This window comes from Lysobacter sp. H21R4, from assembly GCF_015277535.1.
Lineage (GTDB): Bacteria > Pseudomonadota > Gammaproteobacteria > Xanthomonadales > Xanthomonadaceae > Novilysobacter > Novilysobacter ciconiae.
The window spans coordinates 2303911-2317490 of record NZ_CP063772.1; the positions used below are offsets into that span (position 1 = coordinate 2303911).

Genomic DNA, 13580 nt, shown 5'->3' on the forward strand with positions numbered 1-13580 from the left:
CCGGGGGTCATGCTGTTCATCCTTCGATCCAATGCAGGGCTCAGGCAGGAAGCGTGAAGTCGGCGACCGAACGACGCAGGTCGGAGGCCATCTGCGCGAGGTTGCCAATCGACTGCGCGGTCTGGTTGGCACCCTGCGTGGTCTGCGAGGTGATCTGCTGGATCGTGTTCATCGTCTCGGTGATGTTGGCCGCCGCGCCGGACTGCTGCTGCGAGGCCAGCGAGATGCCCTGGATGAGCCCGGACAGGTCGGAGGAGACCTTCTCGATCTCGCCCAGCGCGGTGCCGGCGTCCTCGGCCAGGCGTGCACCGGCGACCACCTCGGTGGTGGTCTGCTCCATCGAGCTGACCGCCTCGTTGGTATCGGCCTGAATGGCCTGGACCAGCGACTCGATCCGCTTGGTCGCGTTGGAGGAGCGCTCCGCCAATCGCTGCACTTCGTCGGCCACCACCGCGAACCCGCGGCCCGCCTCACCGGCGGAGGCCGCCTGGATCGCCGCGTTCAGCGCCAGGATGTTGGTCTGCTCGGAGATGTCGTTGATCAGCTCAACGATCGAGCCGATTTCCTGCGAGCTCTCGCCCAGGCGCTTGATGCGCTTGGAGGTTTCCTGGATCTGGTCGCGGATCGAGTCCATGCCCTGGATGGTCTGGCGGACCACGCCCGCACCGGCGGTCGCGATCTGCACCGAGCGCTGCGCCACGTCGGCGGACTCGGCGGAGTTGCGGGACACCTGGTCGATACTGGTCGCGATCTCGCTGATGCGGCTGGACGCGGAGGTGATCTCCTGCGCCTGGTGCTCGGCGGCCTCGGCCAGGTGCATGGCGGTGGCCTGCGTTTCCTGCGCGCTGGAGGCTACCTGCACCGAGGTGTCGGTGATCGTCTGCACCAGGGTGCGCAGCTGCTCAATCGCGAAGTTGATGGAGTCGGCGATCGCGCCGGTCATGTCCTCGGTCACCGTGGCCTTCACTGTCAGATCGCCTTCCGCCAGCGAGCCCATTTCATCCAGCAGGCGCATGATCGCCTCCTGGTTGCGGTCGTTGAGTTCCTTGGTGGTGGTGTAGCGGTCGCGCTGGGCCTTGCTCAGGGAGAACAGCAGGCCCACGATCGCGGCCAGCGCGAACGCACCGGCAAGGATGGACACCCACAGGTTGCCCAGCAGGCTGGGATCCTTCAGGGTTCCGAGCGCGTTGAACGCGTTGAACAGCGACTGGCTGTCGGCGAGCAGCTTGTCCGAGCCGGTGGTGATCGCATCGGCCGCCGACTGGGCCGCGAACAGGTCCTGCGAAGTTGCCAGGATCGCGTCCAGGTCGGTTTTCATCGTCTCCCACAGCGCTTCGGCCTGGCCCAGCGCAGCCACCGCGCCGGCATTGCCCAGCGCGGTGATACCGGTCGCCTCGTCGCCACTACGCAGACCGGCCAGCACGTTGCCGAACACGGCCGCGTCGCGTGCCAGGCCTTCACCCGCCGCTTCGGCGTTGCGTCCGCCGGCGCGGATCTCGGTCACGCGGCGGGCCATGGTGCCCGACAGCACGACCTGACGCAGCGCGTAATAGACCTGCGAGGACGGCGAGCCGCTGGCGGACATCGCCCGCACCAGTTCATCCAGTCGCGCCTGCAGATCCGGCACGCGCTGCTCGAAGCTGTTGGCGTTGGTGGCCAGGCCCAGCACCGCGTTCTCGCTGGCGATCAACTGCTCGGCACTCTTGTCCAGCGGCGCCCAGGTCTGGGTCACGGTGGCGATCGGCCCGGACACGCCGGGGGTGTCACCGAAATTCGTGTTCAGCTCGCCGATATCCGCAACCACCTCGCCGCGGGTGGTCTTGAACGCCGAGTAGGCCGCCTGGTCGCCACCCACCGCCTCGCGTCCCTGCACCGCCAGGCGCTGTGAGGCCACCTGCAGACTGCTGGCCGATGCGCCGGCGCCGCTGAGCAGGCTGGCTTTGTAGGTGGCGTAACCCACGTTGAGCGCAAGCACCAGTACGGAAATGCCCAGCACCACGAGCCAGGTGTTGGAGCCAACAGTACGGCCCTTGCCGGCGACGGAATTCATCTCAGTGCTCATGATCGACCTCAATTTCGGTGCTGGCGTGGTTTTCGGTAGCGGACCGCTCGAGCCGTGGGGTATCGAGCGCTGCGTGACGGAACTCGGGGGTGCGTGCCAGCCGGTCCAGGCTGAAGACACCCCAGGTGTGTTCGCCCAGACGGTAGGCCTGGTCGATGAAGTAGGAATAGCGGCCCTCACCCAGGCCCGTCGCGCGGACGGCCTCGGGGTCGAGCTGTGATTCGTTGAAGCTGCGCTGGCCGAACAGTTCGTCGATCAGGACCGCGACATCGCCGCCGGGCTGGCGCACCAGCAACATCCGCTGGCCCTCGTGCAGGACGGTGCGCTCGCCTTCCAGGAAGTGCTTCAGGTCGACCACGGGCAGCAGGTTGCCGCGCACGTTGGCCAGCCCCAGCAGCCACGGCTGGGCGCCGGGCACGGGCGTGGCCTGCGGCAGCGGGAGGATTTCCAGCACCTCATCGAAGCTCGACGCCAGCCGGCGCGAGCCGACGCGATAGCCCACGCCGCGCCACATCCCGGGCGCGTCCAGCTGCTCGGGCAGACCGGCCACGTGATCCAGGCTGCGGCGCTCGTAGTCGTGGAGGATGGCGAACGGGTCGACCCGCTCGACGCCGGCTGGACTCACGGGCCGAGCAGCTCGTTGATGCGCGCGACCAGTTCGTCTTCGCGCGGCGGCTTGACGATGTAATCGCGCGCGCCCTGGCGAAGGCCCCAGGCCTTGTCGGTCTCCATGCCCTTGGTGCTGACGATCAGCACGGGAATGGTGCTGGTCTTCTCGTCACGCGACAGTGCGCGGGTCGCCTGGAAGCCGTTCATGCCGGGCAGGATCACGTCCATCAGCACCAGGTCGGGCTGCTCGCGGCGGCACATCTCGATGCCGTCCTCCGCATTCCCCGACACCAGGACGTCGTGTCCGTTGCGCTCCAGCAATTGGGTCAGGACCGCCGTATCCGTCGGCGAATCTTCGATCAGCAGAATGCGTGCCATAAATGCCCTACCCCCCGGTCAGGCGTTGACGTGTGTTCGTATGGCGTCGAGGAGTTCCCCGCGCGTGAATGGTTTGGTCAGGTACTGCTCGGAGCCGACGATGCGGCCGCGGGCCTTGTCGAACAGGCCGTCCTTGGAGGACAGCATGATCACCGGTGTGTGCTTGAAAACCTGGTTGTTCTTGATCAATGCGCAGGTCTGATAACCATCAAGGCGCGGCATCATGATGTCGACAAAGATGATCTGCGGCTTCTGGTCGGCGATCTTGGCCAGTGCCTCGAACCCATCGGTGGCGGTCACTACTTCGCAGCCTTCGCGCTTGAGCAATGTTTCAGCGGTGCGGCGGATGGTCTTTGAGTCGTCGATCACCATGACTCGCAGCCCATCGAGGCTGCCGCTGCGGACCTCGTCTTGCATGTTCCCTGTTCCCCAGTATTGCGAAGCGCTCGCGCGAATTCCCCGTCGCGCCAGCTAGGGTCCCTTTATTCCAAGCCGGGCGCAAGGTGTCAAGCGCGTTTGCGCGCCGCCTGGATGCTGAATGCGGGCCGCTGCGGCATTGCCCGGATGCCTGCCTGCTACCATCCACGCGACCCCAGCCAAGGCCACCTGCCATGCCTCTTGATGTTGTCGTCGTGATGGATCCGATCGAATCGATCACGATAGCCAAGGACTCCACGTTTGCCATGCTGCTGGAGGCGCAGCGGCGCTCGCACCGGCTCTGGTACGTGGTGCCCGGAGGGCTTGGACTGCGCGATGGAAAGGCGGTGGCAATGATGGCGCCGTTGACGGTTCGCGACGATCCGGACGGATGGTTCGAATTGGGACGCGCATCACAGTTCGATCTCGGCCCCGGCCACGTGGTGCTGATGCGGCGCGACCCGCCGGTGGACAACGACTACATGCACGACACCCAGATCCTCAGTCTCGCCCAGCTTGCCGGCGCGATGGTGGTCAACGATCCGCAGGGGCTGCGCGACTACAACGAGAAGCTCGCTGCGCTGCTGTTCCCGCACTGCTGCCCGCCGACGGTGGTCAGCCGCGATCCGGCGGTACTCAAGGCCTTTGTCGCCGAACACGAGGTGGCGGTGCTCAAGCCGCTGGACGGGATGGGCGGGCGTTCGATTTTCCGCGTCGTCCACGGCGATGCCAATACCAATGTCATCCTGGAAACGCTGGTCGGCGAAGGCAGCCTGGCGATGGCGCAGCGTTACCTGCCGGAGATCAGCGAGGGCGACAAACGCATCCTGCTGGTCGACGGCGAGGTGGTGGACTACACCCTGGCGCGCATCCCGCAGGGCGACGAGTTCCGCGGCAACCTCGCTGCGGGCGGTCGTGGCGAGGGGCGTCCGTTGAGCGATCGCGACCGCTGGATCGCGGCCCAGGTGGCGCCGGAAATGAAGCGGCGCGGCATGCTGTTCGTCGGCCTGGACGTGATCGGCGACTACCTCACCGAGGTCAACGTGACCAGCCCGACCTGCATCCGCGAGCTCGATGCCCAGTTCGGCCTGAACATCTCCTCCGGCCTGTTTGACGCGATCGAAGCGCGGGTTGCTGCCACGGCATGAGCGTGGCGGCGGCATCGATGACCGGCACGGTTGAGCGCCAACGACTGGGCGCGACGATGGTGCTGTCGCTGCTTTTGCACGCGGTGCTTCTGCTGGGTGTGGGTTTCAGCATGGAACTGGCCGCGCCGGTCGTGCCCACTCTCGACGTGATCCTTACCCGCACCACCAGTGCGCTGACCCCCAAGCAGGCCGACTTTCTCGCCCAGGCCAACAACGATGGCGGAGGGGAAAGCGAACGCGCGGTGCGTCCGCGCGACAACCAGTCCGGGCCATTGCCGCAGGATGCCGACGGCCAGGCGCCGCGGGAGCTGCGCGCGCAGTCGCCAACGCAGCAGCCGCCGCCGCAGGCGCGGATCATCGCCAGCACGCGCGGCGAGGACGCCGTCGCCAGCGCGCAGGAGACCCCGGAGCCGGCCGAGCGCACGCTGCCGCCGGGCCAGGAAAAAATCGACCGTGACATGGCGATGGCGAGGCTGGCCGCCGAGATCCACCTGCGGTCCGAGCGCTATGCCAAGCGCCCCAAGCGCAAGTTCGTGTCCGCCAGCACCACCGAATATGCCTGGGCGGGTTACCTGCGCGAGTGGGTCGACCGCGTCGAGCGGGTCGGCAACCTCAACTACCCCGATGAAGCGCGGCGGCGGCGCCTGGCCGGCCAGGTGGTGATCAGCATTGCGATCCGTCGCGACGGCAGCGTGGAGAACTCGCAGATCGTGCTGAGCAGCGGGATCCCACTGCTGGATGCCTCGGCGTTGCGGATTGCCAGCCTTGCCGAGCCCTATCCACCGCTGCCGCAGACCGACGACAACCCGGACATCCTGCATGTGACGCGCACCTGGGCCTTCCTTGCCGGCGGCGAGCTGGTGGATCGCTGACGCCTGCGCTCAGCCCCGATCCTTTTCGGCGCGCAGCGCTTTCTGCTCGCTGATCGTCAGTGCCACCTGGTTGCGCAGGTAGGCCGGCTCCACCCGCTCGGGCGCGAGCGCCTCACCGCGCAGCCACATTTTTGCCGCCAGCCGTGCGACATCGCCGGCGCGCGGGAGTGCGTCCGCATCGACCTCCGCCAGCTGTGTCGACAGGCGCATGCGCAGCGCGCCCTCGGCAGCGGCGAAGCCGGTACCGGCACCCAGCCAGCCGGCGTCGGCATCGGGCAGCGCGACCGCATCGGGGGCCAGCACGGCCTCACTCCCAATCATGACCGCGTCACCGTCGTGCACGCTGAACGCGCCCACGTAAACCTCGCCCATGCGCGCATCAATCGACGCCAACACGCGATGGGCGGCGCCCTCCACCTGGTCTGCGCTTCGTTGGTCGCGATGGTCGTCAGCGCGGACCGCGCCCACGGCGAGGGCGGCAAGCGTCGACACGGGCAGGATCGGACGGTCCAGCGCGAGGGCGATGCCCTGCCCGATCGCGATCGCCAGCCGCACGCCGGTGAAGGCGCCCGGGCCCCGCCCGACCGCGATGGCGTCCAGTTGCGCGCGGGCGACACCCGCCTCGGCCAGCAGCGCGTCCGCCCAAGGCAGCGCGAGCTCGGCATGCCGGCGCGGCGCGATCTCGAAACGCTCATGCACCTCGCCGTCGACCCACAGCGCGACCGAGCACGCCTCGGTGGCCAGTTCAAACGCCAGCAGTTTCACAGCAGCATCCCCGTCTCCTGCGCCGCGGCCGGCGCGAACGCCGTTTCGCCTTGCTGGCTGTCATCGAAGAAAGACTGCACGTCCGCAATTTGCCGCGTGCGTGGCAACGGCGGCAGGGAATCGAGAAACACCTTGCCGTAGCTTTTGGCCACCAGCCGCGGATCACACAGCACCAGCACACCGCGGTCGGTCTCGCTGCGGATCAGGCGCCCGGCGCCCTGCTTGAGCGCGATCACCGCCTGCGGCAGCTGCTCGTCGCGGAACGGATTGCCGCCGGCGCGCCGGATCGCCTCCAGCCGGGCCTCGAACACCGGATCATCCGGCGCGCCGAAGGGCAGCTTGTCGATGACCACGACGCTGAGCGTATCGCCCGCCACATCCACGCCCTCGCGGAAGCTGGCCGCACCCAGCAACACGCCATTACCCGAAGCGCGGAAGCGCTCCAGCAGGGTGGAGCGCGGAGCTTCGCCCTGGACGAACAACGGCCATGGCCCGTTTCGCAGCAGGTCGGCCACCTCGCGCAGTGCGCGGTGCGAGGCGAACAGCACGAACGCCCGGCCACCGGAGGCTTCCAGCACGGGCCGGATCGCCGACACGATCGATTCGGTGTAGTGCCGGGCCGACGGTTCGGGCAGGCCGGGCGGCAGGTAGCACAGCGCCTGTTGCGCCCAGTCGAAGGGGCTGGGGGCCAGTAGCGTGGCCGGTTCGCGCAGGCCGAGCTTGATCGCGTAGTGCTCGAAGCGTCCGCCGATCGCGAGTGTCGCGGAGGTAAAAACCCAGGCCGCATGCGAGCGCGCGCGGTGCTGGGCCAAGGGGCCGGCCACGTCCAGCGGGGTACGGCTGAGGCGGAAGCCGCGCGCGGTCAGCTCGTACCACAGCACGCTGGGCGCATCATCGGCGTTCAGCGGTGCGCGGTCGTCGGGATCGGCCGGAGCGATGCCGTCGTCGCCATCGTTGGCGGGAAGCGGTGGAACCGTTTCCTCGAAGGGATCGAAGTCGGCATCCGGCACCGCGTCCGCGGTCGCATCGGCCCCGCCGCGCCAGCGCATCAGGCGCATCTCGAACTCGCGGGCGCGCGCCGTGCAGCTGTCAAAGCCCGGCGCGGCTTCGCGCAAGGGCAGCAGCGCGGCGTGCAGGGCGCGCAGCGCCTCCAGCAACGCATCCAGCCCGGCCTCGGCGACCGGGTCTTCGGCAGCACGCAGGCGGGTGCCGCGCACCGGCAGATCATCCATCGCCGCGCGCAATCCGCGGACGGCCTGTTCCAACGCACGGGCCGGCTCCTGCAACACCGCCAGCGCAGCAGGAACCTGCCTGCATTCGGCCAGCGCGTCGCGGGCCAGCTCGACCAGCGGCCGGGCGCTGAGCGCATCGCCGAAAAACTGCGCGGCCAGCTCGGGCAACTGGTGGGCCTCATCGACCACGAAAGCCTGCGCGCCGGGCAGGATCTCGCCGAAACCTTCCTGTTTCAACGCCAGGTCGGCCAGCAGCAGGTGGTGATTGACGACCACGAGGTCGGCCGCCTGGGCGCGCTGACGCGCCTGGACGACGAAGCACTCGGAGAAAAACGGGCACTCGCTGCCCAGGCAATTGTCCGCGGTCGAGGTGACCTGCGGCAGCAGCGGCGAGTCATCGGGCAGGGTCTCCAGCTCGGCCAGATCGCCCATCCGGGTCCGCCCGGCCCAAGCGACGATGCGCTGGAACTGCGCGGCCGTCTCCCGGTTCGCGAACCGGCCCTCGCCCTTGGCCTGTTCCAGGCGGTAGTGGCACAGGTAGTTGGAGCGCCCTTTCAGCAGCGCCGTCTTCAGGCCGATGCCCAGCGCCTCGCGAACGCGCGGCAGGTCGCGATGGTAGAGCTGGTCCTGCAGGGCGCGCGTGCCGGTGGAGACGATGGTCTTCTGACCCGACAGGATCGCCGGGACCAGATAGGCGAAGGTCTTACCGGTGCCGGTGCCGGCCTCCGCCAACAGGACGCCGCGGGTATCGAACGCGTGCGCAATGGCTGCGGCCAGGTCCTGCTGCGCCTCGCGCGGAGCAAACGCCGGGATGTTGCCGGCCAGGTCGCCGCCTTCGCTGAGCGCGGCGCGCGCGGCCTGACCGAGGCGGCTGGAGTCGGCGCTCATTTCAGTACCGTGGCGGTGCGGCAACGGTGCACGCGTCGCGGAGGGCCTCAGCCTCGGCCAGGGCGTCGCCGTCCGGCGCGCGCGCGAGCAGGACCTGGACCACGGTCTCCCTATGGCGCCGGCAGTGCGGGCCGGCCTGGGCGCCGACGGCGGCGGCGCGGCGCGCCATGTCTTCCGCGGTGGCCAGGTCACGCTGCAGGATCGCGTTCTCGGCCCGGGCCTGAAGCAGTTCGGCATCGTCGGGATGGGTGTCCAGCGCAAGGTCCAGTTGTTGCGCGTTTTCCTCCAGGCGATCCGGTGCACGCAGGTCGCCGAGGTCCTCCTTGAGTCCGCCGATGTTTCCATTGCTGAGCGGCCGCACCACCAGCTCGCGGCTTTCGGCAATGCCGGCCTGGTCGATGGCGGCGATCATCGCCGCCGGGTCGAAGTCGGCGGCGACCGGCGGCGCAGGCACCAAGGGCGCGAAGGTGCAGCCGGCGAGCAGGCACAGGAGCGCGGCCGCAGCGCAGGTCGCAACAAGCTTCATGGGGAGTCCTGCGGCGCGGGCGCCGGGGCTGCGGGCTCGTCACGGCGGTCGCGTCCGAAGCCGAACCATTCCCGCCAACCGCCACGGGCACCGTCCTGCTCGTCCGCCGTCTGGGCATCGTCAGTGAACACAGGTTCGGCCGGTCGGCACGGCATGTACGCGGGCGCAAAGCCATCGGCGAAGGCGAAGCGGCTGGCGCCCGGGCAACTGGCATCGCTCACGTTGCTGCCGCTGACCCACTGCCAGTCAATGCCTTCATCGCCCACTTTGAGCGGCGCGCTGGGCAGCAGCTTGAACAGGTTGGACCACACCCGCATGCCGCCGGTGGCACCGAACAAACCCGTGGCCTCGTTCTGGTCGTTGCCGACCCAGACCACGGCGAGATGGTCGCCGGTATAGCCGGCAAACCAGCTGTCGCGGCCGTCGTTGCTGGTACCGGTCTTGCCCGCGGCGTTGAGGTGGCCCAGACCGTCGGCCACCAGTTGCCGGCCCGTTCCAGCCGTGACCGCCCGTTGCAGGGCGATCGTGACCAACCGGGCGAAGACCATGTCCCCTTCCTGGGCGGCGGCAGGGCGATCGTCATAGCGGTTCAGCGCCTTGCCTTCGGTGTCCAGCACGCCGCGCACCGAGTGCAGCGGCTGGATCTCGCCGCCGGATGCCAGAAACTGGTACAGCTGCGCCATCGCGTACGGGCTCTGGTCCAGGGATCCCAGGATCAGTGCCGGATTGGGCTCGGCGGTGATGCCGGCCAGCGTGTGCAGCAGTTCGGCGATGCGCGCCGGTGCAACCTGCATGCCGATGCGGACGGTCGCCTGGTTGTAGGAACGGCCGAGCGCGTCGATCAGGCGGACCGTTCCGTGGCTGCGCGAATCCGAGTTGCCCGGCGTCCAGCGCTTGCCGTTGCCCAGGGTGACCGTGACCGGCGAGTCATCCACCCAGCTGGCGAGCGACCACTGCTGCGGGCTGGCCAGGGCCAGCAGGTAGACGAACGGCTTGATCAGCGAGCCGACCGGCCGTCGCGCTTCGACGGCGCGGTTGAAGCCCGGCTGGGCGGGGGTGCCGCTGCCCACCACGGCGAGCACGTCGCCATGTTCGACATCGGTCAGCACCAGGCCAGCCTGCAAGGAGGGACGGTTCTTCCCCTCCAGGCCCTTCAGCGTCTTGATCACCGCGCCTTCGGCGTAGGCCTGCGCGGACGGCGCCATCGCCGTCATTACGCTCAGGCCGGCCCCGGCAAGCGCCTCGGAGGAATAGTCGCGGGCGAGCTGGCGCCTGACCAGGTCGACATACGCCGGGAAACGGTTGGCCGAGGTGCGTCCCGGATCGGTGCTGATTCCCAGCGGTGCCTGGCGGGCGCGCTCATGCTCGGCAGCGTCGATCAGGGTGGAATCAAGCATCTTGTCGAGGACGAAATTGCGCCGCTCGGTCGCCCGCTCCGGGTTGCGTCGCGGGTCGTAGTAGGACGGGCCGCGCACGATGCCGATCAGCAGTGCGATCTGCTCGGTGTTGAGGTCGGCCAGGTCGCGCCCGAACCAGAACTCCGACGCCGCGGCCATCCCGTGGATGGCCTGGGCCCCGCGCTGACCCAAGTAGACCTGGTTGAAGTAGGCCTCCAGGATCAGCCGCTTGTCGTAGCGCGCCTCCATCAGCAGCGCGTAGAGGATCTCGTTGAACTTGCGGGTGTAGGTCTGTTCGCGGCCGATGCCCAGCAGGCCGCTACGCGCCAACTGTTGGGTGAGCGTGCTGGCGCCCTGGCGTGCCTCGCCCGAGCGCATGTTGATCCACGCAGCGCGCACGATGCCCGACACGTCGATGCCGTGGTGGCTGGCGAAGTCGCGGTCCTCCACGGCCTGCAGGCCCGTGACCAGCAACTCTGGCACCTCGTCCAGCTGGACCAGGCGGCGCTCTTCCTGCTTCTGCCCGTACAGGGTGGCGATGCGGGCAGGATCGAGTCGCAGCCGGGGCGGCGCATTCCTGCCGCCGGTCGCCTCCAGTTTGGTGACCCGTCCGCCGCCCAGGGTCAGCTGCGCCAGGCGCGGAGCAACCGGGCCATCAACGTCGTTGAACCCCCGACTGGAGATTTTCCAGCGCGCCTGATCGTGCTGGTAGGTGCCGGGGCGCAGGCCGTCACCGGGGTGGTACCCGGCGGCACGCAACTCGACCTCCAGCGTGGCGGCGTCCGTTGCCACTCCCGGCGCCAGCTCCAGCGGCCGGCCGTACACGCGCGTGGGCAGCTGCCAGCGCAACTGGTCAAAGCGCTGCCCGACCTCGTGGTTGAGGTAGAGCGAATACGGAATCAGGAAGCCCAGGCCCAGCCCGATGGTAGCCAGGATCGCCGTGGACAGCAGGCGCGGCCAGCGCGGCCCGGGCGAATCGCCCTCTTCAACATCGTCTTCGTCGTAATCGATTCGGGCCACGGCATGGGACAATGACAGGGCTGCGCCCTCACAGACCCGAGTCTAACGCAGCCGGCGCGGGCAGCCCGGCGGGTTGGCGCGGCCCGGTTCGATGCAGGTTCAGCGCCCGACCGGACGATGGCCGCAGGATTTGTCCTCATCATGGAGTTGCAAGATGCCGATATCGCGGGCCGAACTGCGGTTCCTGTTCGACCGTGGCAGCGGCCTGCTCCAGCGCGGCCTGACCAGCGTGCGCACCCGCGGCGTGCGGGCGTCGCTCCAACGCGCCATCGCGCAATTGCAACCGGTGCCACAAGCGCAGCTGGCACAGCTGTACCTGCCGCAGGCGTCCTCGACGGTCCCTGAGCGGGTCCCGACAAGCGCTCGCCCGCTTGCCAGCATCGTGGTTCCGGTGTTCAACCAGATCGAGCACACCCTAGGCTGCCTGCGCGCGCTGGCGGCGCATCCGCCTCGCGCGGAGATCGAGATCATCGTGGTCGACGATGGCAGCAGCGACGGCACCGCCGCGGCCCTGCCCGCTATCGAAGGGCTTCGCTACCAGGCCCGCGCCGGCAATGGTGGATTCATCGCGGCCTGCAACGATGGGGCAGCACTGGCTCGCGGCGAGTTTGTGGTGTTCCTCAACAACGACACCGTGCCGCAGCCCGGCTGGCTGGACAGCCTGCTGGACACCTTCGAGCAGTACCCCGACACCGGTCTTGCGGGCGCCCAGCTGGTTTACCCGGATGGCCGATTGCAGGAAGCGGGCGGAATCGTCTTCGCCGATGGCAGCGGCTGGAATTACGGGCGATTTGGTGCGCCCGATGCGCCGGCGCACGCGTTCGTACGCGAAGTGGACTATTGCTCGGGTGCAGCGCTGGCGATCCGCCGATCGCTGTTTACCCAGCTGGACGGTTTCGATGCGCGCTACTCACCGGCGTACTACGAAGACACCGACCTGGGGTTCGCGGTCCGCGACGCCGGCTGGAAGGTCCGCTATCAGCCGGCTGCAAGGGTCGTCCACCTGGAGGGCATCACCGCCGGCACGGACGTACGCCACGGGCCAAAGGCCTACCAGGTGCGCAACCAGGCGATATTCGCCGACAAGTGGGCAGCGGCGCTGGCGCTGCAGCCGGCAGCGGGTGCCGACGCGGATCAGGCCTCCAACCACCGCTGCCGTCACACCGTGTTGGTCATCGATGCGTTCAGCCCGCGACCGGACCGTGACTCGGCCTCGCTGCGCCTGCTCAACCTGATGCGGATGCTGCGCGAGGAAGGCGCCCACGTGGTGTTCGTCCCGGCCGACCGCGGCCATGCCGGTGATTACACGCGGGAGATGCAGCAGCTCGGCATCGAGGTCTGGTACAGGCCATTTTTGCAGCCGCTGCCGACCTGGCTACGCAAGCACGGCCCTCGCTTCGACAGCGTGCTGGTGTGCCGCCATTACGTGATGCGCGAGGTGCTGCCGCTGCTCCGCCGGCACGCGCCGCAGGCGCGGGTGATTTTGGACACGGTGGATCTGCACTACCTTCGCGAGCAGCGTGGCGCCGAACTGGCCAACGATCCGGCGCGCGCCCGCGCCGCGATGCGCACCCGGCGCAGCGAGCTGGACGTGATCGCCCGCAGCGATGCCACCTTCGTGGTCAGCGAGGTGGAGCGGGACCTGTTGGCCAACGAGCTGCCCGGGAGCCCGGTCAAGGTGCTGTCCAACCTGCACCGGATGGGCGGCGAGGGCCTGCCGTTTGAGCAGCGCCGCGACCTGATGTTCGTCGGTGGTTTCCGCCATCCGCCCAACGTCGATGCGGCGTGCTGGTTCGTCGACGAGGTGTGGCCGTTGCTGCGCGAGCAGGAGCCGGAGCTGCAGTTCCACTGCATCGGCGGCGATGTGCCGCCGGAGGTGCAGGCGTTGTCGACGCGGCCGGGGGTGGTCGTGCACGGCCACGTTCCCGACCTGACGCCGCTGCTGGCCGGGGTGCGCCTGACCGTCGCGCCGCTGCGCTACGGCGCCGGCGTCAAGGGCAAGGTGAACCAGCCGATGGCCCACGGCCAACCGGTGGTCGCGACCGCGTGCGCGATCGAGGGCATGCACCTGCGGCCGGGTGTGGACGTGCTGGTCGCCGATGACGCCGCGGGGTTCGCCGCCGCGGTGCTTCGTGTGTACCGGGAGCCCGGCCTGTGGCAGCAGCTCGCACGCAATGGTCGGGAGAATATCCAGCGCCATTTCTCGCTGGACGCCGGACGCGCGGTGGTGCGTCGCGTGCTGCTCGGACGTGGCTGACGCATCCAC

10 protein-coding genes and 1 pseudogene are annotated in these 13580 nt (G+C 68.7%); 3 read left to right on the top strand and 8 right to left on the bottom strand.

The genetic code is table 11. From position 1 onward, the window contains the following. Positions 1-40 precede the first annotated feature (40 nt). The 4 genes and pseudogenes from INQ40_RS10540 to pilG form a co-directional block, all read right to left on the bottom strand. On the bottom strand, positions 41-2062 hold the full coding sequence (locus tag INQ40_RS10540; protein WP_194340389.1) for a methyl-accepting chemotaxis protein: 2022 nt from the start codon (positions 2060-2062) through the stop codon (positions 41-43). Between the two features lie 67 nt (positions 2063-2129). Beyond that, positions 2130-2687, bottom strand: a pseudogene (locus INQ40_RS10545) (chemotaxis protein CheW); the annotation flags it as partial. Then, positions 2684-3049 (bottom strand): response regulator, encoded by a 366-nt coding sequence (locus INQ40_RS10550; RefSeq protein WP_194340390.1) that lies wholly within the window; start codon positions 3047-3049, stop codon positions 2684-2686. The pseudogene INQ40_RS10545 and the gene INQ40_RS10550, both read right to left, overlap by 4 nt. A gap of 18 nt (positions 3050-3067) precedes the next feature. Further along, complete coding sequence (gene pilG / locus INQ40_RS10555) at positions 3068-3466, bottom strand: twitching motility response regulator PilG (protein ID WP_043957694.1); 399 nt, start codon at positions 3464-3466, stop codon at positions 3068-3070. Positions 3467-3660: 194 nt separating this feature from the next. Between pilG and gshB the strand changes: the two genes are divergently transcribed. Together gshB and INQ40_RS10565 are read left to right on the top strand one after the other, a co-directional pair. Further along, the gene (gene gshB, locus INQ40_RS10560; protein WP_194340391.1) at positions 3661-4614 is read left to right on the top strand and encodes a glutathione synthase; all 954 of its coding nucleotides are present in this window, start codon (positions 3661-3663) and stop codon (positions 4612-4614) included. Further along, complete coding sequence (locus INQ40_RS10565; protein WP_194340392.1) at positions 4611-5486, top strand: energy transducer TonB; 876 nt, start codon at positions 4611-4613, stop codon at positions 5484-5486. The genes gshB and INQ40_RS10565 overlap by 4 nt, the downstream gene beginning before the upstream one ends. Positions 5487-5495: 9 nt before the next feature. On the opposite strand, the gene tsaB is transcribed toward INQ40_RS10565, so the two are convergent. From tsaB to mrcB, 4 genes are read right to left on the bottom strand one after another with little or no spacing between them, the layout of a single operon-like run. Beyond that, positions 5496-6251, bottom strand: a complete 756-nt coding sequence (gene tsaB / locus INQ40_RS10570) for a tRNA (adenosine(37)-N6)-threonylcarbamoyltransferase complex dimerization subunit type 1 TsaB (protein ID WP_194340393.1) — start codon at positions 6249-6251, stop codon at positions 5496-5498. Then, a complete protein-coding gene (locus INQ40_RS10575) occupies positions 6248-8371 on the bottom strand; it encodes an ATP-dependent DNA helicase (RefSeq protein WP_194340394.1) in 2124 nt (707 codons plus the stop codon). Before INQ40_RS10575 ends, tsaB begins: the two co-directional genes overlap by 4 nt. Before the next feature lies 1 nt (position 8372). Further along, positions 8373-8897: a hypothetical protein gene (locus INQ40_RS10580; protein WP_194340395.1), complete on the bottom strand. Its 525-nt coding sequence runs from the start codon at positions 8895-8897 to the stop codon at positions 8373-8375. Further along, positions 8894-11326, bottom strand: a complete 2433-nt coding sequence (gene mrcB / locus INQ40_RS10585; RefSeq protein WP_228481999.1) for a penicillin-binding protein 1B — start codon at positions 11324-11326, stop codon at positions 8894-8896. The genes INQ40_RS10580 and mrcB overlap by 4 nt, the downstream gene beginning before the upstream one ends. A gap of 142 nt (positions 11327-11468) precedes the next feature. Here mrcB and INQ40_RS10590 point away from each other — a divergent pair, with 142 nt between their 5' ends. Next, positions 11469-13571 (top strand): glycosyltransferase, encoded by a 2103-nt coding sequence (locus INQ40_RS10590; RefSeq protein ID WP_194340397.1) that lies wholly within the window; start codon positions 11469-11471, stop codon positions 13569-13571. Positions 13572-13580: the final 9 nt, after the last annotated feature.

Coding starts and splice junctions, on each gene's coding strand:
- INQ40_RS10540 (WP_194340389.1), bottom strand. CDS start 2,062: ATGAGCACTGAGATGAATTCCGTCGCCGGCAAGGGCCGTACTGTTGGC.
- INQ40_RS10550 (WP_194340390.1), bottom strand. CDS start 3,049: ATGGCACGCATTCTGCTGATCGAAGATTCGCCGACGGATACGGCGGTC.
- pilG (WP_043957694.1), bottom strand. CDS start 3,466: ATGCAAGACGAGGTCCGCAGCGGCAGCCTCGATGGGCTGCGAGTCATG.
- gshB (WP_194340391.1), top strand. CDS start 3,661: ATGCCTCTTGATGTTGTCGTCGTGATGGATCCGATCGAATCGATCACG.
- INQ40_RS10565 (WP_194340392.1), top strand. CDS start 4,611: ATGAGCGTGGCGGCGGCATCGATGACCGGCACGGTTGAGCGCCAACGA.
- INQ40_RS10575 (WP_194340394.1), bottom strand. CDS start 8,371: ATGAGCGCCGACTCCAGCCGCCTCGGTCAGGCCGCGCGCGCCGCGCTC.
- INQ40_RS10580 (WP_194340395.1), bottom strand. CDS start 8,897: ATGAAGCTTGTTGCGACCTGCGCTGCGGCCGCGCTCCTGTGCCTGCTC.
- INQ40_RS10590 (WP_194340397.1), top strand. CDS start 11,469: ATGCCGATATCGCGGGCCGAACTGCGGTTCCTGTTCGACCGTGGCAGC.